At 66.7% G+C, this 21,520-nt stretch carries 20 protein-coding genes; 13 read left to right on the top strand and 7 right to left on the bottom strand.

All coding sequences use genetic code 11. The features are described 5' to 3' along the window. Positions 1–83: 83 nt before the first annotated feature. Both pheA and H276_RS0117665 read left to right on the top strand, forming a co-directional pair. Positions 84–1,019, top strand: coding sequence for a prephenate dehydratase (pheA, locus tag H276_RS0117670; RefSeq protein ID WP_019972625.1), 936 nt, complete (start codon positions 84–86; stop codon positions 1,017–1,019). Beyond that, the gene (locus tag H276_RS0117665; protein WP_019972624.1) at positions 1,016–1,702 is read left to right on the top strand and encodes a histidine phosphatase family protein; all 687 of its coding nucleotides are present in this window, start codon (positions 1,016–1,018) and stop codon (positions 1,700–1,702) included. Before pheA ends, H276_RS0117665 begins: the two co-directional genes overlap by 4 nt. A gap of 3 nt (positions 1,703–1,705) precedes the next feature. Here H276_RS0117665 and H276_RS0117660 read toward each other — a convergent pair whose 3' ends face one another. From H276_RS0117660 to H276_RS0117650, 3 genes are all read right to left on the bottom strand, one after another. Continuing rightward, a complete protein-coding gene (locus H276_RS0117660; RefSeq protein ID WP_026357134.1) occupies positions 1,706–1,894 on the bottom strand; it encodes a hypothetical protein in 189 nt (62 codons plus the stop codon). Between the two features lie 123 nt (positions 1,895–2,017). Beyond that, positions 2,018–2,368, bottom strand: a complete 351-nt coding sequence (locus H276_RS0117655; protein ID WP_019972622.1) for a metallopeptidase family protein — start codon at positions 2,366–2,368, stop codon at positions 2,018–2,020. 3 nt (positions 2,369–2,371) lie between these two features. Next, positions 2,372–3,820 carry a septum formation family protein gene (locus H276_RS0117650; protein WP_019972621.1) on the bottom strand — a complete coding sequence of 483 codons (1,449 nt, stop codon included), beginning with the start codon at positions 3,818–3,820 and terminating at the stop codon, positions 2,372–2,374. 147 nt (positions 3,821–3,967) lie between these two features. Here H276_RS0117650 and serS point away from each other — a divergent pair, with 147 nt between their 5' ends. Beyond that, the gene (serS, locus tag H276_RS0117645; RefSeq protein WP_026357133.1) at positions 3,968–5,224 is read left to right on the top strand and encodes a serine--tRNA ligase; all 1,257 of its coding nucleotides are present in this window, start codon (positions 3,968–3,970) and stop codon (positions 5,222–5,224) included. A 64-nt stretch (positions 5,225–5,288) separates the two neighbouring features. Continuing rightward, complete coding sequence (locus tag H276_RS0117640) at positions 5,289–6,104, top strand: DUF5718 family protein (RefSeq protein ID WP_019972619.1); 816 nt, start codon at positions 5,289–5,291, stop codon at positions 6,102–6,104. 3 nt (positions 6,105–6,107) lie between these two features. Here H276_RS0117640 and H276_RS0117635 read toward each other — a convergent pair whose 3' ends face one another. Together H276_RS0117635 and H276_RS0117630 are read right to left on the bottom strand one after the other, a co-directional pair. After that, positions 6,108–6,440, bottom strand: coding sequence for a hypothetical protein (locus tag H276_RS0117635; RefSeq protein ID WP_019972618.1), 333 nt, complete (start codon positions 6,438–6,440; stop codon positions 6,108–6,110). Continuing rightward, positions 6,437–7,981 (bottom strand): MBL fold metallo-hydrolase, encoded by a 1,545-nt coding sequence (locus tag H276_RS0117630; RefSeq protein WP_019972617.1) that lies wholly within the window; start codon positions 7,979–7,981, stop codon positions 6,437–6,439. Before H276_RS0117630 ends, H276_RS0117635 begins: the two co-directional genes overlap by 4 nt. 122 nt (positions 7,982–8,103) lie before the next feature. On the opposite strand from H276_RS0117630, the gene H276_RS0117625 reads away from it, so the two are divergent. The 3 genes from H276_RS0117625 to H276_RS0117615 are packed head-to-tail and all read left to right on the top strand — an operon-like array spanning position 8,104 to position 10,487. Then, entirely contained in the window at positions 8,104–8,898 is a 795-nt protein-coding gene (locus H276_RS0117625) for a 1-acyl-sn-glycerol-3-phosphate acyltransferase (protein ID WP_019972616.1), read from the top strand. Between the two features lie 6 nt (positions 8,899–8,904). Continuing rightward, a complete protein-coding gene (locus H276_RS0117620) occupies positions 8,905–9,660 on the top strand; it encodes a 1-acyl-sn-glycerol-3-phosphate acyltransferase (protein ID WP_019972615.1) in 756 nt (251 codons plus the stop codon). 2 nt (positions 9,661–9,662) lie between these two features. Further along, positions 9,663–10,487, top strand: coding sequence for a Cof-type HAD-IIB family hydrolase (locus H276_RS0117615; protein WP_019972614.1), 825 nt, complete (start codon positions 9,663–9,665; stop codon positions 10,485–10,487). A 31-nt stretch (positions 10,488–10,518) separates the two neighbouring features. Here the strand turns inward: H276_RS0117615 and H276_RS0117610 are convergent, their stop codons facing one another. Together H276_RS0117610 and H276_RS0117605 are read right to left on the bottom strand one after the other, a co-directional pair. Next, entirely contained in the window at positions 10,519–12,129 is a 1,611-nt protein-coding gene (locus H276_RS0117610) for an N-acetylmuramoyl-L-alanine amidase (RefSeq protein WP_019972613.1), read from the bottom strand. A gap of 133 nt (positions 12,130–12,262) precedes the next feature. After that, entirely contained in the window at positions 12,263–13,186 is a 924-nt protein-coding gene (locus H276_RS0117605) for a hypothetical protein (protein ID WP_026357132.1), read from the bottom strand. Positions 13,187–13,399: 213 nt separating this feature from the next. On the opposite strand from H276_RS0117605, the gene glf reads away from it, so the two are divergent. The 6 genes from glf (at position 13,400) to H276_RS0117575 (ending at position 21,418) form a co-directional block, all read left to right on the top strand. Beyond that, positions 13,400–14,659: a UDP-galactopyranose mutase gene (gene glf / locus H276_RS0117600; RefSeq protein WP_026357131.1), complete on the top strand. Its 1,260-nt coding sequence runs from the start codon at positions 13,400–13,402 to the stop codon at positions 14,657–14,659. Further along, the gene (locus H276_RS0117595; RefSeq protein WP_019972610.1) at positions 14,656–16,632 is read left to right on the top strand and encodes a glycosyltransferase; all 1,977 of its coding nucleotides are present in this window, start codon (positions 14,656–14,658) and stop codon (positions 16,630–16,632) included. The genes glf and H276_RS0117595 overlap by 4 nt, the downstream gene beginning before the upstream one ends. Before the next feature lies 1 nt (position 16,633). Beyond that, positions 16,634–17,173, top strand: a complete 540-nt coding sequence (locus tag H276_RS0117590) for a phosphatase PAP2 family protein (protein ID WP_019972609.1) — start codon at positions 16,634–16,636, stop codon at positions 17,171–17,173. 11 nt (positions 17,174–17,184) lie between these two features. Beyond that, positions 17,185–18,102 (top strand): decaprenyl-phosphate phosphoribosyltransferase, encoded by a 918-nt coding sequence (locus tag H276_RS0117585; RefSeq protein ID WP_026357130.1) that lies wholly within the window; start codon positions 17,185–17,187, stop codon positions 18,100–18,102. Next, complete coding sequence (gene zomB, locus H276_RS0117580; RefSeq protein WP_369758509.1) at positions 18,083–20,119, top strand: flagellar motor control protein ZomB; 2,037 nt, start codon at positions 18,083–18,085, stop codon at positions 20,117–20,119. Before H276_RS0117585 ends, zomB begins: the two co-directional genes overlap by 20 nt. A gap of 297 nt (positions 20,120–20,416) precedes the next feature. Further along, complete coding sequence (locus H276_RS0117575; protein WP_019972606.1) at positions 20,417–21,418, top strand: esterase family protein; 1,002 nt, start codon at positions 20,417–20,419, stop codon at positions 21,416–21,418. The last annotated feature ends 102 nt before the right edge of the window (positions 21,419–21,520 follow it).

Raw genomic sequence — 21,520 nt, 5'->3', positions numbered from 1 at the left:
TAACTTAACTCACTGGCGTGAAAGTGCAAAGCTTCTCTTTCACCGTCCCGGGTGTGGTCTGCCGAACCGATAGGGTTGGCAACGTGCTGCGCATCGCCTACCTCGGCCCCGAAGGAACCTTCACCGAAGCGGCGTTACTGCAGATGGTGGCCGCCGGGTTGGTTCCCGGAAGCCCAGGAATCGCTGCCGCCGACGCTGGGTTCACCCCGGTTCGCACCGACACCACACCCGGTGCGCTGGCAGCCGTGCGCGACGGCGCGGCGGACTATGCGTGCGTGCCGATCGAGAACTCCATCGAAGGGTCGGTGCTGCCGACGATGGACAGCCTGGCAGCCGGCAGCCCATTGCAGATCTACGCCGAGCTCACCCTCGACGTTGCGTTCACCATCGTCACGCGTCCCGGCCACGTGGGACCCATTCAGACGGTGGCGGCCTTCCCGGTCGCTCTGGCCCAGGTGCGTCGGTGGTTGTCGACCAACCTCCCCGCCGCCGAGGTGGTCGCGACGACCTCGAATGCGGCGGCCGCACACGACGTCGCCGAAGGACGTGCCGACGCCGGCGTGAGCACCAGGTTGGCCGCGCAGCGCTGCGGGCTCGACGTGCTGGCCGACGACGTCGTCGACGAGGCCAACGCCCGCACCCGGTTCGTCCTGGTCGGCCCGCCCGGGCCGCCGCCGCCCGCCACCGGCGCAGACCGGACCTCGGTCGTGCTGCGGCTCGACAACGTGCCCGGCGCGCTGGTGTCGGCGATGACCGAACTCTCGATCCGTGACATCGACCTGACCCGCATCGAATCCCGGCCCACCAGAACCGAGTTGGGCACTTACCTGTTCTTCCTGGACTGCGTCGGGCACATCGACGACGATTCGGTTGCCGAGGCACTCAAAGCACTCTTCCGGCGTTGTGCAGATGTGCGATATCTGGGTTCCTGGCCGACCGGATCGGCGACGGGCGCGCTGCCCCCGCCGCTCGACGAGGCGACACAGTGGCTGACGCGGCTGCGTGAGGGCATGGCATGAGCGGACGACTGATCCTCGTCCGGCACGGCCAGTCGTTCGGCAACGTCGACCGCCGCCTGGACACCCGCCCGCCCGGCGCCGAACTCACCGACCTCGGCCGTGATCAGGCGCGGCAGTTCGCCGGTGTGCTCGGCCACCGTCCGCACATCGTCGCTCACTCGGTCGCCCGCCGGGCAGCGCAGACCGCGGTGGGCATCGCCGGCGAGGTCGGGCTGACCCCGCACGAGTTCGAGGGTGTGCACGAGGTGCAGGTCGGCGAGCTGGAGAATCGCAACGACGACGCGGCGATCGAGGAGTTCAACACCACATACCAGCGCTGGCATCGGGGCGAGCTGGATCTGGCGATGCCCGGCGGCGAGAGCGCCAACGAGGTGCTCGACCGATACGTCCCGGTGCTCACCCAGCTGCGGCTGCGCTATCTCGATGACGACGCCTTCACCGGTGACATCGTCCTGGTCAGCCACGGCGCGGCGATCCGGCTGGTGGCCGCGGTTTTGGCCGGTCTAGACGGCGGCTTCGCGCTCGACCACCATCTGGCCAACACCGAGTCGGTGGTTCTGGCGCCCGTTACCGACGGACGGTGGAGCTGTGTGCAGTGGGCCCAAATGACTCCGCCCTTTTACCCCGAACCGGCCGTGCGCCCGGTGGAGGAAGCGCTGCGCGCACCCGACCCGATGGGCTGAAGGCTACATCGCCAGCGCGATGTCCTGGCCACACGAGCAGCCGACGGACTCGCAGTCGACGCTGAAGGTGTGTGCGGATTCGGGTGTGGTGCAGCCCTCGTCGGTGCACTCCGAGCGGTACCGGATGTGATGGATGACCGTGCCGTGGCAGTGCTCCAGCCCGGCCAGACAATATCGGCACTGGATGCTCATGGCCTTGTTCATAGCACCCCGCGCCGACACTGCGTGGTTGCCGCGCGGGGCACAAGCGCTCATCCCGGTCTTTTGGTCTTCGCGCAAGCGCTCATCTGGGTTCTTTGGTCTTCGCGCAAGCGCTCATCCCCACCCCAGATCGTGGAGCCTCTCGTCATCAATCCCGAAATGATGCGCAATCTCGTGGATCACCGTGATGGCCACCTCGTCGACAACCTCGTCCTCACTGCTGCAGATATCGAGGATCGCGTCGCGGTAGATCGTGATGGTGTCCGGTAGTGAGCCTGCGTACCACGAGTCCCGCTCGGTGAGCGCGATGCCCTGGTACAGGCCCAGGATGTCCGGCTCATCGGGATTGCGGTCCTCGACCAGGATCACGACGTTGTCGATGGCGGCGGCCAGCTCGGGTGGGATCAGGTCAAGCGCGTCCGAAACCAGCTCGTCAAACCGTCGTGGGCGCATCCGCGCAGCCATGGGTCACGGGCCCGGCGGAATGGGCGGTGCCTCGGGTGCCGCTGGTCCAGGCGGCGGACCTGCCGAAGACTGGTCGCCTGCCGGTGCCGGTGCCGGTGCCGGCTGGTCTCCTGCGGGCGCTGGTGCCGGCTGGTCGCCTGCGGCCGGAGCAGGAGGCGGCGGAGGAGGCGGATTGGTGTTCGACTGAGGCGCCGGTGCCGGTGCGGCCGTGCTGGTCGTCGACTGCTGCGGCATGTGCTGGGTCTGGCTGCTCGACGACCCGGACGAATCCGACGACCCAGATGAATCCGACGATGAGGACGATCCCGAATTCGAGGACGACGACTCGGACTGGGACCCCGACGACTGCGAGGTAGAGGCGGACGAGGCATCCGGCAGCGGAACGGGCGGCATGTTGAGGCGTTCTTCGGGAATGTCCGGGGGTGGGACGGGCGGCTGCCCGTTGATCAGTAGTGCGCCCTTGGCGCTGTTCAGCAGGGTCGACCAACCACCGTTGCCGAGGGTGGCGCCGATGTTGCAGGACACCTGGTGGCTACCGGCCGACCAGCTCGGCAGTGAGATCGTGCTGTAACTCAGCGCCAGCGTGGTGGCCCGCAACTGCACCGGAGCCAGGTAGGCGTCGGTCAGCTTGGTGCAGGTGTCCTTGATGTACGAGTCCTGATCGGAGTCTGCCGGCAGGCCGCCGGGGAACTTCTCCGCCAGGTTCACCGCGCCGGTGACCTCCATGGCGTGCGGTTGTGCGCAGTCGACCGGGACGTCGGTGGGTTGATCGGTGGCGGGGTCGATGCCCAGGCAGGTGCCTGCCGCCCACACCTTGGATTGGTCGACGTCGGCGACATTGCCCTGGAATGGCAATTGGGAGTCGCCGGGGCCGAGTAACTGCAGGCCGCACAGCATGCGCCGTTCACCGGCCTGCTTCCAGGCCTTTTCTCCTGACCACAGCAGGCCGATGGTGAACTTACCGTTCGGGTCGAACTTCGGGCCCAGGTACGAGCGCAGCGCCGGGGTGCACTGTTCTTGGCTGATTTGCGCGACGCGTTCCTTCGACGGTGGCGCGGCATTGGGGCCGTACTCGGCGCCGGGGAAGGTCTTCATGTCGATGGATTCGGCGACCTCGAAACGGTGCTCGTCCTTGCAGGCCACGATGTGGGCGGCATCGGGGTTGGTTCCCGGCCAGTTCAGGCAGTCGCCGGGCTTGACGTGATCGAACGTGTCGTTGCCTCGGGGGCCCAGCGAGATCGAGCCCGCGCTGAGCCCGGTCTCAGCGCCTCCGCCGTTCGACAGCGCCGTGATCAGACCCGCTATGAGCAGTCCGCCGAGCGCGGTCAGCAGCAGAACCCGCCGCGTCGACGTGGCCTGCAGATTGTGCCACCACTTGCCCCACTTCCGATCGTCATCGGTCCGGTGGGGGAGCAGATCGTCTTGCTCGGGTGCCTCCAACATCGCGTCCATTGTGACAGGCGTGTCAGGCTCTGTGACAAGTGATGCAGTTGTAACGTTATGTGGTTGTGCTGGCTATCGGTCACCGGATCGCGCAGCAGCCCCTCGCAAGCCACCTCGGATGCACTGTTTGGCGTCGTCGAAAGTATGGTTGCCCCCGTGATCGACCTCAGGCTGCTGCGCGAGAATCCCGAAACCGTTCGTGTGTCGCAACGGGCCCGCGGTGAAGAGCCCGCGCTCGTTGATGCGCTACTGCAGGCCGACGCCGCTCGGCGGGCGGCGGTTTCGGCGGCCGACAATCTGCGGGCCGAACAGAAGGCCGCCAGCAAGCTCGTCGGCAAAGCTTCCCCGGAGGACCGCCCCGCGCTGCTGGAGCAGGCAAAAGACCTGGCCGAGCAGGTCAAGGCGGCCGAGGTGGCGCAGAGCGAAGCCGACACGGCTTTCACCGCCGCGCACGCGGCGATCGCCAACGTCGTCATCGACGGCGTGCCGGCCGGTGGCGAGGACGATTTCGCGCTGCTGGACCTGGTCGGCGAACCTCGGGCCATCGAGAACCCCAAGGATCATCTCGAATTGGGCGAGGCCCTCGGCCTGATCGACATGGAACGCGGTGCGAAGGTCTCAGGTTCGCGGTTCTACTTCCTCACCGGTCACGGCGCGCTGTTGCAGCTCGGTCTGCTGCAACTGGCTGCTCAGCTGGCGGTGGCGAACGGGTTCACCCTGATGATCCCGCCGGTTCTGGTGCGGCCGGAAGTCATGGCGGGTACGGGATTTCTCGGTGCACACGCCGAGGAGGTGTACCGGTTGGAGGCCGACGACCTCTACTTGGTCGGTACCTCGGAAGTGCCGTTGGCCGGCTACCACGCCGACGAGATCCTCGATTTGTCGGCCGGACCGCGGCGCTACGCGGGTTGGTCGTCGTGCTTCCGCCGCGAGGCAGGCAGCTACGGCAAGGACACCCGCGGCATCATCCGCGTGCATCAGTTCGACAAGGTCGAAGGCTTCGTCTACTGCAAGCCCGAGGACGCCGAGGCCGAGCACCAGCGGCTGCTGGGCTGGCAGCGGCAGATGCTGGCCGCCATCGAGGTGCCCTACCGGGTCATCGACGTCGCCGCCGGGGATCTCGGCTCGTCCGCGGCCCGCAAATACGACTGCGAGGCCTGGGTCCCCACCCAGCAGACCTATCGCGAGCTCACCTCGACGTCGAACTGCACGACGTTCCAGGCCCGTCGGCTGTCCACCCGCTACCGCGACGAGAACGGCAAAGCACAGGTCGCGGCCACCTTGAACGGGACCCTGGCCACCACCCGCTGGTTGGTGGCGATCCTGGAGAACCATCAGCAACCCGACGGCAGTGTGCGGGTGCCCGCCGCGCTCGTGCCGTTCGTCGGCACCGAAGTCCTGGAGCCCAAGTAGCACACCGCCTCGACACGGGGATGACGTATCACCGGTTTGACTGGCTCACAGTAGGGTTGCAGCCATGATCGATATCGACCTGGACGAGCTGCGGAACTGGTTTGGGTTCGGGGTGGCGGGCAACTTCGCCGGCCATCTCGAACAGGCAGGGGAGGCCGGGGATTTCGTCAAGGTCGTGACGGAAGGCTATGCGCCCAAAGGTATTTTTCCTTGGTACGCGCCGGGCCGCGACGACTTCCTGGGCGAGTTCCCGCTGTCCAACGACGCCATCATGCTGCCCGCGGCCGAGGAGATTGACGGACCGCTGAACCTGCAGATCGAACCCGAGGTCGGCGTGGCCTGCCGGGTGGTGTGGAACGGCGACACCGTGGTGCGGTTGGAGCCGTTTGCGCTCGGCGCGTTCAACGACTGCTCGATCAGGCGGCCCGGCGCCCCGAAGATCAGCTACAAGAAGAACTGGGGTCCGGCCTCGAAAGGTGTTGCGCCACAATTCTTCGACATCAGCGACCTGACCCCTGACGGGCCGACGGCCACCATGCGGTTGGTGTGCTTCCTGCGCGACGGCGACGGTGAGCAGCACGCCTATGGCGTGGACTCCCCACTCGTCGGTTACTCGTATTACGGCGAGGTGCTGCTGGACTGGATCGTCGAGCGGCTGGCCAACCAGAAGGGTGCTACGGACACGCCGCTGGAAGATGTCGGTGCACTGATGGTGGCAAGTGGGCATCCGCGAAACGTGCTGATCGGCATCGGCGCCACCCGCTACACCCCGCTCGGCGAGTCCACCTACCTCAAGACGGGCGACGAGGCCATCGTTCGGGTATACGACACCGTCACGGACGTGGCATCCGAGTTGCGCCAGGTGGTTTCGGGCCGCTGATCGTTACGGCGTGTGCAGCAGCTCGTCGAGCATCTCGGTGAACTGCTGCGGATCGGCCGGGGTGAACGCCGGCCGCCAAAAGGACCCCTCTACCTCAAGGGTGATCAGCGTCGAGCGTAGGGGTCGCCCGACGTCCAGTGGCAGCCACCGACGCAGATCGCTGCCCCACAACCGGAAGCGGTGCAGAATGTTCAGTGACTCGACCTTGTAGCTGCGGATGTCGCGCAGCGGTATCACTTTCGAGGTTCCGGACGGAAAGTGGTAGCGCCGCAGCGTAATTGCCTGACGGTCCAATTGGATCAGGCCGTCGTCGTAGTACTGGCGCGGTGCGCTCACGACTTTGCGGACCTCAGCTCATGACCCTTTGTGGTCAGGCACCGCCCATTCTCCAGGTTCCACTGCCAGCCGTGCAGGTTGCAGGTGAGGGTCTTCCCTTCCACCACACCGAATTTCGACAGATCGGCCTTCAGGTGCGGGCAGCGTCGCTGGATCTCCCAGCCGTCGAGCGTGATGGTTGCGGTGTCATCGTGTGCTTCGGCGAACCATCCGTCGGCGTAGGCGATCCGCTCGTCGGTCAGGCACTTGAAGAAGGTGTACAGGTACTCGTTGTAGCCGCCCACCCGCCAGGCGCGGAACCGGGTGGACAGGAAGATCGTGTTGACCCAGTCCGGCTCGTCGTCGCGCAGCACGGTGCGCACCAGCTCCGGGGCGATCTCGAACCCGTAGCGGAACTTCTCGTCTGAAATCGGTTCGCGCACAGAGCGTTTCGGGAAGTCCAACACCACCGTCTCGGCGCCCAGACGTAGTTCGACGGGATAGCCGATGCCGTCGCAGATCTGGTTGGACTGGCTCATGATCGGCTCGAACAGGGCCCGTAGGGGCTCCAGCAGCGGTTCCCCCGCGGCAGGCGCCCAGCCGGCCTTTTCGGCGGCCAGCACGGGGGCCATCCGCTGGGCGTAGTCCTCGATGTAGACGGCCTTGCCGGTGGTGAACACCGCTTCGGGGTCCTCGATCGGGTGGCTCAGCCCGTTGAGCTCGGAGCCGGTGAAATCGGCGACGGACCCGGGCACCATGAGCAGGCCTCGGTCATGGCCGTGCCGGCGCATCTGGTCGAGGAACACCATCTGGTCGGGGAAGATGTTGGCCGGGTCGCCGTGGTCGTCGTTGAGGTCGCGCAGTGCGGGGTCAAGGAAGCACGGCGGGCCGGCCGACGGGATCACCCACGTGGCCCCGACCTGGGCGATGTACTGGCGGCAGCGGTCCATCTGCCGCTGCCGCTTCTGGATGCCGAACGCATCCTTGGCCCGCTCGGGCATGTCGTAGACCATCGGATACCAGATGGCCCCGGAGTACTGCAGCATGTGCACGTCGATCTCGCCGAATTCGGAGCCGAGGACCTCAAGATCGATGGGCCGCGCGTCGTTCATGTTGAAGGCCGTCGTGACGCCGTCGGACACCACCAGCCCGGAGTCGCCGATCGGGCCGTCCGCAGGGGCCCGCAACGCGATGATCATGACGTCGAGGTCGCCCTTGGGGCCGCTGACCGTGTGCTTGACCGAGTCGGTGGTCTCGAAGAACCGGTGGAAGCCCAGTTTCTCCAGCTCGCGGCGCAGATCCGGCACGGGATAGTCCGGCAGCAACACCACCGCGTCCTTGTTGACGTGGCGACGCAGGTTTTCGGGGTCGAAGTGGTCCTTGTGCAGGTGGGAGACGTAGAGATAGTCCACGTCGCCCAGGGCCGTCCAGTCCAGCTGGCTGTTGTCCGGGAACGGGAACCACGATGTGAAGTACGCCGGGTTGACCCAGGGATCGCACAAGATGTTGCCGGCCGTGGTATCGATCCGGAAGCCGGCATGTCCGACGCTGGTGACCTGCACGAATAGCCTTTCGACTCAGAACATGGAGCGCCAGCCAGCCTAGCCGGAATCCAGCGCGGTGCCGAAGCCCGCCTGGTGACCGGCATACGCGACCCGTCGGGTTGCGGATTACGCTTGCGGCTGTGGAACCGGTGTACGGGACTGTCATCCAGCTCGCTCGGCTGGTATGGCGCATGCAGGGGCTGAAGTTCACTGTGACCGGGGTGGAGAATCTGCCCGTCACCGGCGGAGCGGTGATAGCCATCAACCACACCAGCTACTTCGACTTCACCTTCGCCGGTCTGCCTGCGTACAAGCAGAAGCGTGGCCGCAAGGTGCGGTTCATGGCCAAAAAAGAGGTGTTCGACAACACGATCACCGGGCCGATCATGCGCAGCCTGCGCCACATCGAGGTGGACCGCGAATCGGGCGGGGCCTCCTACGACACCGCGGTCGAGTACCTCAAGTCCGGTGAGCTGGTCGGGGTGTACCCCGAGGCCACCATCAGCCGCAGTTTCGAGATCAAGGCGTTCAAGTCCGGTGCGGCGCGCATGGCGATCCAGGCCGGTGTGCCGATCGTCCCGCTCATCGTGTGGGGCGCACAGCGCATCTGGACGAAGGGCCGTCCGAAGAAGCTGTACCGGCCCAAGGTGCCCATCTCGATCGCAGTCGGTGAGCCGATCCAGCCGACGCTGCCTCCGGCGGAGTTGACGGCACTTCTGCATTCCCGGATGCAGCATCTGCTCGAGCAGGTGCAGGACGCCTACGGGCCGTATCCGCCGGGCGAGTTCTGGGTGCCGCACCGCCTCGGTGGCGGCGCTCCGTCGCTGGCCGAAGCCAACCGGATGGACGCCGAGGAGGCTGCCGAGAAGGCGGCCCGGCGGCGGGCGTCGGGGCAACAGACCGGACCCGCCGAGCCGACTGGGGCGTCGGGGTAGGGCCGGATGGAACCGGTTTTCCGGGGTCTGGAGATCGCCGCCGAAATGGTGGTCCGGGCCACCGGAACCAGGATCACCTTTCGTGGACTGGAGAACCTCCCCGCGACGGGCGGTGTCGTCGTGGCGATCAACCACACCAGCTACGTCGATTTCCTGCCCGCCGCCCTGGCCGCGAAGGAACGGGGCCGTCGGATGCGTTTCATGATCAAGGCCGAGATGGCGGAGGTGAAGCCGGTCGGATTCCTGATCAGACACACCGGCACTATTCCGGTGGACCGCCACGCGGGCGCGAGCGCCTATGCCGCCGCGGTGGACTCATTGCGCCACGGCGAGCTCGTCGGGGTGTACCCGGAGGCCACCATCAGCCGCAGCTTCGAGCTCAAGGACTTCAAGACAGGAGCAGTGCGGATGGCGCTGGAGGCCGATGTCCCGATCGTTCCCCTGATTGTCTGGGGTGCACACCGGATATGGACCAAGGATCATCCGAGGGCTTTGGGGCGCAAGAAGCTCCCGGTCGCCGTGGCGCTGGGTGAGCCGATCGCGCCGAGCGGTTCGACGGTGGAACTGGAGGCGCGGCTACGAACGGCGATGACGGGTCTGCTGGACCGGGTGCAGCGCGAGTACCCGACGCCCGTGGGGCAGTATTGGGTGCCGCGCCGATTGGGCGGAACGGCACCGACTCCGGAGGAGGCCAAGCGTCTCGACGAGGCCGAGTTGGCCGAGCGGGCGCGCAAGCGGGCCGCGCGAAGCGACAGGAAGTAACCATGACCGCCGACCGGAGGCCGGGGCTGATTGCCACGGACGTTGACGGCACGCTGCTCGACGAGGACGAGAAGGTGACGCCGCGGACGCGTGAGGCCGTGCAGGCCGCCGTCGCTGCGGGCACCAGGTTCGTGCTGGCGACCGGCCGACCGCCACGGTGGATCAGGCCTGTCGTCGACGGGCTGGGGTTGGCGCCGCTCGCGGTGTGCGCCAACGGCGCGGTGATCTACGACCCGGCCACCGACCGGATCGTCTCGGCGAACACGCTGCTGCCCGACATTCTCGGTGAACTCGCCGAGATCGCGACCCGGGTGATACCAGGCGCGGGCCTGGCCGTGGAGCGTGTGGGCTCCTCGGCACACGATGCCGCCACCCCGCAGTTCGTCAGCTCACCGGGTTACGAGCATGCGTGGCTCAACCCGGACAACACCGAGGTATCCGCAGCGGACCTGCTGTCGCAGCCTGCGGTCAAGCTGCTGGTCCGCAAGGCCGGCGCGCGCAGTGCCGACATGGCCGCCGCGCTCGTCCCCCACGTCGGGCTGCTCGGCGACATCACCTATTCGACCAACAACGGTCTGATCGAGGTGGTGCCGGTGGGCATCAGCAAGGCCACCGGGGTGCAGCAGGTCATCGACCCGCTCGGGCTCACCGCCGTCGACGTCGTGGCGTTCGGCGACATGCCCAACGATGTGCCGATGCTGAGCTGGGCCGGCCGCGGCGTGGCCATGGGCAATGCTCACCCCGATGCACTGGCGGCCGCCGACGAGGTGACGGTGACCAACGCCGACGACGGCGTTGCGCGGGTGTTGGAACGCTGGTGGGGCTAGCGCACGCGAGGAGCAAGATGACCGGGACCTCTTAGGTGATCGGCGTGAACCGCTCCAGCTGAACCGGCTGCTGGTCGGGGGATGGCGACGGCAGCTCCTGCGGCACACCGTCGACCACGCGGGTCACGGTGCCCTTCTCGCGGTCGAAGTTCAGGGTGCCGTGCTGGAAGTTCTGCACGATCCACAGCGGTTCGGCGATCTCGCCGCTGGTCGGCAACCCGAGGATGCCGCGTTCGAAGCCCAGCATGCCCCACGCGTCGTAGATGGCTCCGGTCAACGGTTCGGCACCGGTCTGTGGTGACCAGTACACCGCGCCCTTCTCGAATGTGGCGTAGCGGGCCGTCCCCTCGGCCGCAGTCTCGGGCGAGGTGGGGTTGCCCAGTAGGCCGCCGGGCCCGCCCAGGGCTTGCCAGCGGGCGAAGATGGCTCCGCCGCGCATCTGTTCTGCCAGGTCCGCGGGGCCCGGTGGTTGGTTGAAGCGGGCGGCGATGTCGCGAAGCCGGTCCATCTCGGCGTAGGCGGCGTTGCCGGGGCACTCGGTGTCTCCGACGTCGCGGTGGGTGAAGATCGTCGGCAGGGTCGGGGTGGCACCGAGCGGGAAATGGGTGAATGCGCCGCCCGCGGAGGTGAGCACCACGGAGCCCTTGGGGTCGACGTGATCGAGACCGAGCCGCCAACCGAGCAGCCGGCCCACGGTGTTCAACTGGATCTCGGTCGGTGGGACGGTCGTGAAGTCGCCCATCATCGCCACCCCCCAGGTGTCGCGGTTGAACCCGCCGGTATGCGACCCCTCGACAGCCCGGTTCATACCGCCGGCCCGGCCCTCGAAGACCTGACCGTACTTGTCGACCAGGGCGTTGTAGGCGATGTCGCACCAGCCGAGGGTGCGGGAGTGGTACTCGTAGATTGAGCGGACGATTCCGGCGGAGTCTTCTGGCGCGTAGTCGTTGCTGCCGGCTGTGTGGTGTACGACGGCGGCGCGGATGCCTTGGTCATACACCGGGTTTCCGCATCGCATCGCCTCATCGGCGCCCCACTGGGCGCGGGTGATGATGTGCGGTGGTACCCCGGGCGGGGTGGCGGCGGTGGGGAGGCTTCCGGTATCCACCGGAGCCTTCGGCGGGCTGATCAACACGGCGTTGACAGTCTGGGCGAAGGGTTTCTCGACGGAAGCCGGCCGGTAACCGAGGCCGGGCTGCTGCGGCCCGGGCGGGGTGGTGGCGGGGAGACCGGCCGGCAGCTGGCGCGAGACGGCAATCTGCACGGTGGTGGTACGGCCGACGAACACCGGTTCGGTCCCGCGTGGTCCTGTGCCGCCTTCGTCGCCCACGCCGTCGAGGTTTTCGGTCTGATACCAGGGGCCCCAGGAGCCGTCGGCCTTCTGAGCTCGGACTTTGGCAGAGGTGCCCCTGAGGTCCTGCGCGGTGAGCGCGACCATCGAGAACGGGGTGTCCTGGTGGATCTCGCGGATGCTGTCGCCCGCGGCCAGATTGTCCAGCGGTTGCTGGGTGAGTACCGGTGCGGCGACGCTGCCCTCAGCGGGCTTGCTGCCGGGCGTACTGTCGATCGCCCACGGGAGGATGACGACTGTCGCCGCGAGCGCAGTTAAGAGAAGTGACGGTGCGGAACGGCGGGACAGCACGGACTGATGTTACGTATGTGTCTATTGTTACCAATGATTCGACACGCGGTTTATCTATGCACGCAACGGCACCGCAGAGCCTCCACTGGCTTCTGCGGTGCCGTTTTGTGACAAGCGTTTCGCGACAGGACGATCAGGGCGTGGGCGGGAGAGGCGCCGCCGCGGGTGCGGCTGCCGGGACGCCCGACTTCATTGCCGAGGTGATGGCCGGCATCACTATGCCCTTGAGCAGATCGATCGCCTGGCCGGCGCCGAGCTGCTGGGCGGCACTGGACAGATCGCCGAGGAGGCCGCCGCCGCCGCTGCTGGTGGCGGCTGGCATCGCACTCAGGGACGGGTCCGCACCACCGAGGATCGGATAGGTGCCGCCCAGGCCCGGGTCGCCGGTGATCGGCACCTCGCCCGGCGCGGGCAGCGCGCCGCCGTTGGAGATGGGCATCAGTGACGGATCAGTGCCGAGTCCAGGTGTGGTCAGGCCCGTCGTGGGTGCGCCCAGGCTGGGCGTGGTGAGCCCGCCGGGCACGGCTCCGGCCGGGTTGGTGAGTGCCGGGTTGCTCAGTGCCGGGTTGCTCAGGCCGGGGTCGGTCAGGGCACTTGGTGCGGTCAGGCTCGGCGTAGCCCCGGTCAGGCCCGGGTTTGTCAGGCCTGGGCTGGTCAGGCCCGGGTTCGTCAGCCCCGGGCTGGTGAGCCCTGGTGAGGTCAGCCCGGGCGACGTGAGGCCGGGATCGGTCAGACCCGGTGACGTGAGACCCGGGCTGGTCAGGCCTGGCGAACCCAGGCCCGGCGATGTGAGCGTCGGCGAGGCGAGCGACGGCGACGCCCCGGTGCCGCCGAGCAACCCGCCCGGCAGGTTGATGCCGAACTGGGAGAGCCCCTGGGACAGCGCGGACATCAGCTCGCTGGGCAGGTCGGTGACCATCGCGGCCTGGGTGAATTCGCGCTGCTGAGGCTCGGGGGAAAGCTGGGTGACCGCAACCAATGCTGCTGGACTTGCGACTGCCACTGCAGCGACTGCACGCATGGCTGTCGAGAGCTTGCGTCGACGTCTGTTCGGCACGGAAGTCTCCTCAAATTGGACTGCATATCTGTACTGCTCAGGTCTGTCAGCAGCTAAGGACGAAACGTGCGAAGCCCATGAGTGCCAACGTGATCGATGGTACTGCTGTGACTAATGGGTCTAGAGTGACGATATTGAATTGTGAGCGAATTGCGACCTGCGCCCGCTATCGAATTCGGGCTGCAGCGGGCTGGTCGGATACCCTGGCTGCCGATGACGTCCTTATCTCCCCGGGTCGGTGCTGCCCAGCCCACAGGTCGTTTCGACCTGTTTGTCGTTGGTTCCGGTTTCTTCGGCCTGACGATCGCCGAGCGCGTGGCGACACAACTCGACAAGCGCGTACTTGTCATCGAGCGCCGTCCGCACATCGGCGGTAACGCCTATTCCGAACCGGAACCGCAGACCGGCATCGAAATTCACAAATACGGTGCCCATCTGTTCCACACCTCCAACAAGCGGGTGTGGGACTACGTCCGGAACTTCACCGACTTCACCGGCTATCAGCACCGGGTCTTCGCGCTGCACAAAGGGCAGGCCTATCAGTTCCCGATGGGACTGGGCCTGGTGTGCCAGTTCTTCGGCCGTTACTTCTCCCCGGACGAGGCCAGGGCGCTCATCAAGGAGCAGGCCTCAGAGATTTCCGCGATCGACGCCGAGAATTTCGAGGAAAAGGCCATCTCGCTTATCGGTCGACCGCTCTACGAGGCGTTCGTCAAGCACTACACCGCCAAGCAGTGGCAGACCGATCCCAGAGAACTGCCCGCGGCAAACATCACTCGGTTGCCGGTGCGCTACACCTTCGACAACCGCTACTTCAACGACACCTACGAGGGTCTGCCGGCCGACGGCTACACCGCGTGGCTGGAGAAGATGGCTGCCGACGACCGCATCCAGGTGGTGCTGGATACCGACTGGTTCGACGTGCGCGAGCGCCTGCGCGCCGAGAACCCGGACGCGCCGGTCGTGTACACCGGGCCGCTGGACCGCTACTTCGACTATTCCGAAGGCCGGTTGGGCTGGCGCACACTCGATTTCGAGCTCGACGTGCTCGACACCGGCGATTTCCAGGGCACGCCCGTCATGAACTACAACGATGCCGACGTGCCTTACACGCGCATTCACGAATTCCGGCACTTCCACCCCGAGCGGGATTACCCGGCGGACAAGACCGTGATCATGCGCGAGTACTCCCGGTTCGCCGAGAACGACGACGAGCCGTACTACCCGATCAACACCGAGGGCGACCGCGCCCTGTTGGCCGCCTACCGAGCCCGCGCCAAGGCTGAAACGGCGTCGGCCAAGGTGCTTTTCGGTGGCCGGCTGGGCACCTACCAGTATCTGGACATGCACATGGCCATCGCCAGCGCCCTGAACATGTACGACAACACACTGGCGCCGCATCTGCGTGACGGTGCGCCGCTGACGACCGACGGCGAGACCAAAGCTCGACACCAAGAAAGCAGCAACGCATGAGTGACATCCCGTCCGGCGCGTTGGAGGCCGGAGAATCCAGGGCAGTCAGTCTGCTGGCCCGCGTCATCCTGCCGCGGCCCGGTGAGCCACTGGACGTCCGCAAGCTCTACATCGACGAGGACCCGACCAACGCCCGCCGGGCCCATGCCCCCAGCCGCACGACGCTGGAAATCGGCCCGGAATCCGGGATATCGTTCGCGACCTACTTCAACGCGTTTCCGGCCAGTTACTGGCGGCGCTGGTCGACGCTGGAATCCGTGGTGCTGCGGGTCGAGCTGACCGGCAGCGCACGCGTCGACGTGTACCGCTCCAAGGCCACCGGCGCGCGCATCACCGTCGGCGGCGCCCCCGTCTCCAGTGGGGACTCCGCCGGGCCTGATGGCGGCGCCCGCGCCGCGGAATCCATGGTCGGCCCCGCCTCCGTCGAATTCGAGATCGACCTGACGCCGTTCGAGGACGGCGGCTGGATCTGGTTCGACATCACCACCGACTCCAAGGTGACGGTGCACAGCGCCGGCTGGTACGCACCGACCGCCGCGCCCGGGCGGGCCAACGTCGCGGTCGGTATCCCGACCTTCAACCGGCCCTCGGACTGCGTCAACGCCCTGGCCGCGCTCACCTCGGATCCGCTGGTCGACGACGTGATCGGTGCCGTCATCGTGTCGGATCAGGGCACCAGCAAGGCCAATGACCATCCTGGGTTCGACAAGGCCGCGGCGGCCCTTGGCAACCGGCTCTCGATCCACAACCAGCCGAACCTCGGCGGTTCGGGCGGCTACAGCCGGGTCATGTACGAGGCGCTGAAGAACACCGACTGTGAACAGATCCTGTTCATGGACGACGACATCCGCATCGAGCCGGATTCGATCCTGCGAGCCCTGGCGATGAACCGGTTCGCCAAGGAGCCGACGCTGGTCGGTGGGCAGATGCTCAATCTGCAGGAGCCGTCCCACCTGCACATCATGGGTGAGATGGTCGACCGTGCGAACTTCATGTGGTCGGCCGCGCCCAACGCCGAGTACGACCACGACTTCGCCAAGTATGCCCTTGACGACACCGAGTCCGAGCGCAGCAAGCTGCTGCACCGCCGGATCGACGTCGACTTCAACGGCTGGTGGATGTGCATGATCCCGCGGCAGGTCGCCGAGGAGCTCGGCCAGCCGGTACCGCTGTTCATCAAGTGGGACGACGTCGAGTACGGGCTGCGTGCCGCCGAACGCGGCTATCACACGGTCACCCTGCCCGGTGCCGCGATCTGGCACATGGCCTGGAGCGACAAGGACGATGCGATCGACTGGCAGGCGTACTTCCACCTGCGCAACCGCTTGGTCGTCGCGGCCCTGCACTGGGACGGCGATGTACGGGGGCTGCTGGCCAGCCATCTCAAGGCGACGTTCAAACACCTTCTCTGCCTTGAGTATTCGACGGTCGCCATCCAGAACCGGGCGATGGAGGACTTCCTCGCCGGGCCCGAGCACATCTTCTCGATCCTCGAATCGGCGCTGCCCGACATCCGCAAGATGCGGTCGCAGTATCCAGACGCCGTGGTGCTGCCGGGTGCCACCGCGCTGCCGCCGGCATCGGATATGAAGCGCAAGAAGGTGCGTATCCCGGTATCCAAGGCCGCGATCGCGATCCGGCTGGTCCGCGGCGTCGCGAACCAGCTGCGCGAGGCCGATCCGGAAACCCATGTCCGGCCGCAGATCAACGTGGCGACCCAGGACGCCCGCTGGTTCTCGTTGTGCATGGTCGACGGTGTCACCGTCACCACCGCGGACGGGCGCGGCGTGGTGTACCGGCAGCGTGATCGCGCGAAAATGTTTGCGTTGCTGCGCGCTTCGCTGCGCCAGCAGATGCGGTTGGCCCGTCAGTTCGACCGGCTGCGCAAGGTGTACCGCGAGGCGTTGCCTGCGCTGACGAGTACCCAGGAGTGGGAGAGCGTGCTGCTCACCGAGTCTGCCGAGAAGGTCTGACATGACCGATGCCCCGCGCGGCGAAGACGCTGTGCTGGTAGCCGTTCAGTCGGCGCTGGCCGGCCGCCCCGGCGTACTCGCCGGGGCCCGTGCGTTGTCCCACTTCGGGGAGCACAGCTTGGGCTGGGTCGGGCTGGCCGCGGTAGGTGCGTTGGCGCAGCCGTCGAAGCGCAGGTCCTGGATCGCGGTGGGCGTCGGGGCATTCTTGGCTCACGCCGCCGCGGTGCTGATCAAGCGAGTGGTCCGCCGCGAGCGTCCGCACCACCCCGACATCGCGGTGAACGTGGGTACGCCGAGCCGGCTGAGCTTCCCGTCGGCGCACGCCACCTCCACGACCGCGGCCGCGGTGCTGCTGGCCGAGACCACCGGTCTGCCGCTGCCCGCAGTCCTGGTGCCGCCGATGGCGCTGTCGCGCCTGGTGCTCGGTGTGCACTACCCGACCGACGTGCTCACCGGCGTGGTCGTCGGTGCCCTGGTGGGGAAGGCAGTCGGTAAACGGTGGACCGGGATTCTGGGGTCGAAGGAGACTGATGAGCGATGAGCACAGCTCGGATGAGTGAGGAAGCCCAGCCGACTTCTGGCCCACCGAAGAATGTGGTGACCGGTACCGTCAAGGCGATGCGCCCCCGCCAGTGGGTGAAGAACCTCCTGGTGTTGGCCGCGCCGATGGCCGCGCTGGGCGGCGGCGTCCACTACGACTACGCCGACCTGACCTACAAGATCTCGATCGCGTTCGTGGTGTTCTGCCTGGCGTCGTCGTCGATCTACCTGATCAACGACGCCCGTGACGTCGAGGCAGACCGGGCGCACCCCACCAAACGGTTTCGGCCGATCGCGGCCGGTGTGGTGCCCGAATGGCTCGCCTACGGGCTCGCGGTGGTCTTGGCCGTGCTGTCGCTCGGCATCTCCTGGACCCTGACGCCGAACTTGGCCCTGGTGATGGCGATCTATCTGGGTATCCAGCTGGCCTACTGTTTCGGCCTGAAACACCAAGCGGTGCTGGACATCTGCATCGTCTCGTCGGGATTCCTGATCCGGGCCATCGCCGGTGGCGTGGCCACCGGTATCCCGCTGTCACAGTGGTTCCTGTTGGTCATGGCATTCGGCTCGTTGTTCATGGCATCCGGTAAGCGGTACGCCGAGCTGCAGCTGGCCGAACGTACCGGCGCGAAGATCCGCAAGTCGCTGGAGAGCTACACCACCACGTATCTGCGCTTCGTCTGGACGTTGGCGGCCACCGCGGTGGTGGTCTGCTATGGACTGTGGGCCTTCGAACGCGACCGCGTCGTCGGGTCGTCGTGGTTCGCCATCTCGATGATTCCGTTCACGATCGCCATCCTGCGCTACGCGGTAGACGTCGATGGCGGCATCGCCGGCGAGCCGGAGGAGATCGCCCTGCGGGACCGCGTCCTGCAGCTGCTGGCCGTGGCGTGGATCGGGATCATCGGTGCTGCCATCGCTTTCAGCTGACCGGACGACCGGGGGGCTCGGCCTACGGCTGCGGGCCGTCGGCCTGGGCGAGCGATTCGAACGCTCGCCGGCATTCCCGTACGACATGTCGGTGCGGATCAGCCTGTGGACCAGTGTCGTGGTGGTCGCGGGGCTGTTCGGTTGGGGTGCCTGGCAACGCCGGTGGATCGCCGACGACGGCCTGATCGTGCTGCGCACGGTACGAAACCTGTTGGCCGGCAACGGTCCGGTCTTCAACGCCGGGGAGCGCGTGGAGACCAATACCTCGACGGCGTGGACGTACCTGGTGACCCTGGGCGCCTGGATCGGTGGCCCGATGCGACTGGAGTACGTGGTGCTGGCGCTGGCGCTGGTGCTCAGCGTGCTCGGCATGGTGTTGGTCATGCTGGGTACCGGCCGGCTCTATGCGCCCAGCCTGCAGGGCCGTCGCGCGCTGGTGCTGCCGGCCGGTGCGCTGGTTTACATCGCGATCCCGCCGGCTCGTGACTTCGCCACCTCGGGGCTCGAAAGTGGTTTGACGCTGGCCTATCTCGGCTTGCTGTGGTGGATGATGGTGTGTTGGTCGCAGGCGCTGCGGGCACACCCCGATCAGCCGCGGTCGCAGCAGAACGTCACCGGCCCGGTCTTCGAGGCGTCGCTGGCTTTTGTCGCGGGCCTGAGCGTGCTGATCCGTCCCGAACTGGCGCTGCTCGGCGGCGGACTACTCATCATGATGCTGGTGGCCGCGCGCGGCTGGCGCCGCCGGACACTGATCGTCGTCGCGGGCGGATTGCTGCCGGTGGGCTATCAGATCTTCCGGATGGGCTACTACGGTCTGCTGGTGCCCGGCACCGCGGTGGCCAAGGACGCCTCGGGATCCAAATGGGCCGAGGGTTTCGTCTACCTGACGAACTTCAACCACCCTTACCTGCTGTGGGTGCCCGCGGTGCTGCTGGTGCTCCTCGGGACGGTGCTGCTGGCCACCCGGACCAGGCCGTGGTGGGTTCGGCGCCAGGTGCCCCGCGGCTACGGCTGGCTGCCGCGGACCATCCAAAGTCCGCCCGCCATCGTCACTTTCATGATTCTCAGCGGTTTCCTGCAGGCCGTGTACTGGATACGTCAGGGCGGCGACTTCATGCATGGCCGCGTGTTGCTGGCGCCGGTGTTCTGCATGCTGGCCCCCGTTGCAGTGATCCCCGTGGTGCTGCCCGACGGCACCAAGTTCACCCGGGAGACCGGTTATCTGCTGGCTGCGGCCACCAGCGTGCTGTGGGCAGCCGTGGTGGGCTGGTCCATCTGGGCGGCCAATTCGCCGGGACTCGGTGCGGACGCCACCAGGGTCACCTATTCGGGGATCGTCGACGAACGCCGCTTCTACTCGCAGGCCACCGGTCACGCGCATCCGCTGACCGCGGCCGACTATCTGGACTACCCACGCATGCGGGCGGTCCTGACAGCGATCAACAACACCCCTGACGGCGCTCTGCTCCTGCCGGCCGGCAACTACGACCAATGGGATGTGGTGCCCGCGATCCCTCCGCCGCCGGGTATCTCGCCATCGGCTCGCAAGGCGCTGACACCGCCGCACACGGTGTTTTTCACCAATCTCGGCATGGTCAGCATGAACACCGGGCTCAACGTGAGGGTCATCGATCAGATCGGGCTGGCAAACCCGCTCGCGATGCATACCCAGCGCCTGACCGACGGGCGTATCGGCCACGACAAGAACCTGTTCCCGGATTGGGCCGTGGCAGAGGGGCCGTTCCTGAAGGAACACCCGTACATTCCGCCCTATCTCGACGAGGACTGGATCACCGAGGCCGGAGTGGCCTTGGAGTGTCCGGAGACCGAAGCGATGCTGAATTCTGTGCGCGACGAGATGGGGCCGCGGCGGTTCCTGTCGAACCTGATGCATTCATTTGAATTCACCAGATACCGGATCGACCGGGTGCCGTTGTACGAGCTCAATCGGTGTGGCTTGCAGCCTCCGCCGACCAAAACCCCGCCCTACGACGGGATGCCTGCAACCGGTCCGTAGCCGTCTGACGATGCCCATACCGCAAGGCGCGGATTTGGTCGTAAGCGGGTTCGTCTGTTTGGGTAACGCTAGGCCGCCATGGCCCGATACGTAATCGGGCATCCGTGCTTCCGGCTGCGGTGCCCGATGGCCTGCCTTTGATCGCGTCCTCGACCTTCGAGGCTCTGACCTGGGCAGACAACTGCTGAAAACGAAAAATAGGCCGTCGTGTGGTTGACTACACGGGCACGTGAGCCGCTTACCGTCGGTCGAATCGGCGTGCGGCACACGGACAGATGAGTGAGATTAGGGAGCAGGATGAAGTTCGTTGGGAAGATGCGCGGCGCAGCGGCAGGTCTGTCGCGCCGGCTGACGGTTGCGGTCGCTGTGGCGGCCCTGCTGCCTGGCCTGGTCGGCGTCGCGGGTGGCTCGGCGACTGCTGGGGCTTTCTCTCGCCCGGGTCTGCCGGTCGAGTATCTCGACGTTCCATCGGCGGCGATGGGACGTGACATCCGCGTGGAATTCCAGAGCGGTGGACCGGGTGCGCCCGCACTTTACCTACTCGACGGCATGCGCGCCCGTGAGGACAACAGTGGCTGGGACATCGAGCTGCCGACGTTCGAGTGGTTCCTGAACTCCGGCATCTCCGTCGTCATGCCCGTCGGTGGCCAGTCCAGCTTCTACACGGACTGGTACAAGTCGGCGTGCGGCAGCAAGGACGGCGGCTGCAAGACCTACAAGTGGGAAACCTTCCTGACGAGCGAGCTTCCGGCCTGGCTGGCGGCCAACCGCGACGTCAAGCCGACCGGTAGCGCCGTCGTCGGTCTGTCGATGGCCGGTTCGGCGGCGCTGATCCTGGCGATGAACCACCCGGAGCAGTTCATCTACGCGGCATCGTTGTCGGGCACCTTGAACCCGTCCGAGGGCTGGTGGCCCACGCTGATCGGGGTCTCGATGAATGACGCCGGTGGCTACAAGGCCGAGGACATGTGGGGCCCGTCGAGCGACCCGGCCTGGAAGGCCAACGATCCGACGGTCAACGTCGCCAAGATCGCCGCCGAAGGCACCCGCCTGTGGATCTACTGCGGTAACGGCAAGCCCAACGACTCCGGTGGCACCGACGTCCCGGCCAAGTTCCTCGAGGGCTTCCTGTGCCGGACCAACACCACGTTCCAGGAGAAGTACATCGCCGCGGGCGGCAAGAACGCGGTGTTCAACTTCCCGCAGAGCGGCACGCACGCCTGGGTTTACTGGGGCCAGCAGCTGCAGGCCATGAAGCCTGACCTGCAGCGCGTGCTCGGTGCCACTCCGACCGCCTGATCAGGTGGGCTGGTACCGGCGCTGAATAGGAATTGACGCTGACGGCGGTGACCCCTCTGGGGTCGCCGCCGTCAGTCATTCGCGGTCCCGCCTGGCGGTCAT

The sequence above is a fragment of the Mycobacterium sp. 141 genome (genome assembly GCF_000382405.1).
Lineage (GTDB): Bacteria > Actinomycetota > Actinomycetes > Mycobacteriales > Mycobacteriaceae > Mycobacterium.
This window is presented reverse-complemented; position numbering and strand designations above follow the sequence as displayed.

Coding starts and splice junctions, on each gene's coding strand:
- H276_RS0117665 (WP_019972624.1), top strand. CDS start 1,016: ATGAGCGGACGACTGATCCTCGTCCGGCACGGCCAGTCGTTCGGCAAC.
- H276_RS0117660 (WP_026357134.1), bottom strand. CDS start 1,894: ATGAGCATCCAGTGCCGATATTGTCTGGCCGGGCTGGAGCACTGCCAC.
- H276_RS0117655 (WP_019972622.1), bottom strand. CDS start 2,368: ATGGCTGCGCGGATGCGCCCACGACGGTTTGACGAGCTGGTTTCGGAC.
- H276_RS0117650 (WP_019972621.1), bottom strand. CDS start 3,820: ATGGACGCGATGTTGGAGGCACCCGAGCAAGACGATCTGCTCCCCCAC.
- H276_RS0117640 (WP_019972619.1), top strand. CDS start 5,289: ATGATCGATATCGACCTGGACGAGCTGCGGAACTGGTTTGGGTTCGGG.
- H276_RS0117620 (WP_019972615.1), top strand. CDS start 8,905: ATGGAACCGGTTTTCCGGGGTCTGGAGATCGCCGCCGAAATGGTGGTC.
- H276_RS0117615 (WP_019972614.1), top strand. CDS start 9,663: ATGACCGCCGACCGGAGGCCGGGGCTGATTGCCACGGACGTTGACGGC.
- glf (WP_026357131.1), top strand. CDS start 13,400: ATGACGTCCTTATCTCCCCGGGTCGGTGCTGCCCAGCCCACAGGTCGT.
- H276_RS0117595 (WP_019972610.1), top strand. CDS start 14,656: ATGAGTGACATCCCGTCCGGCGCGTTGGAGGCCGGAGAATCCAGGGCA.
- H276_RS0117590 (WP_019972609.1), top strand. CDS start 16,634: ATGACCGATGCCCCGCGCGGCGAAGACGCTGTGCTGGTAGCCGTTCAG.
- H276_RS0117585 (WP_026357130.1), top strand. CDS start 17,185: ATGAGTGAGGAAGCCCAGCCGACTTCTGGCCCACCGAAGAATGTGGTG.
- H276_RS0117575 (WP_019972606.1), top strand. CDS start 20,417: ATGAAGTTCGTTGGGAAGATGCGCGGCGCAGCGGCAGGTCTGTCGCGC.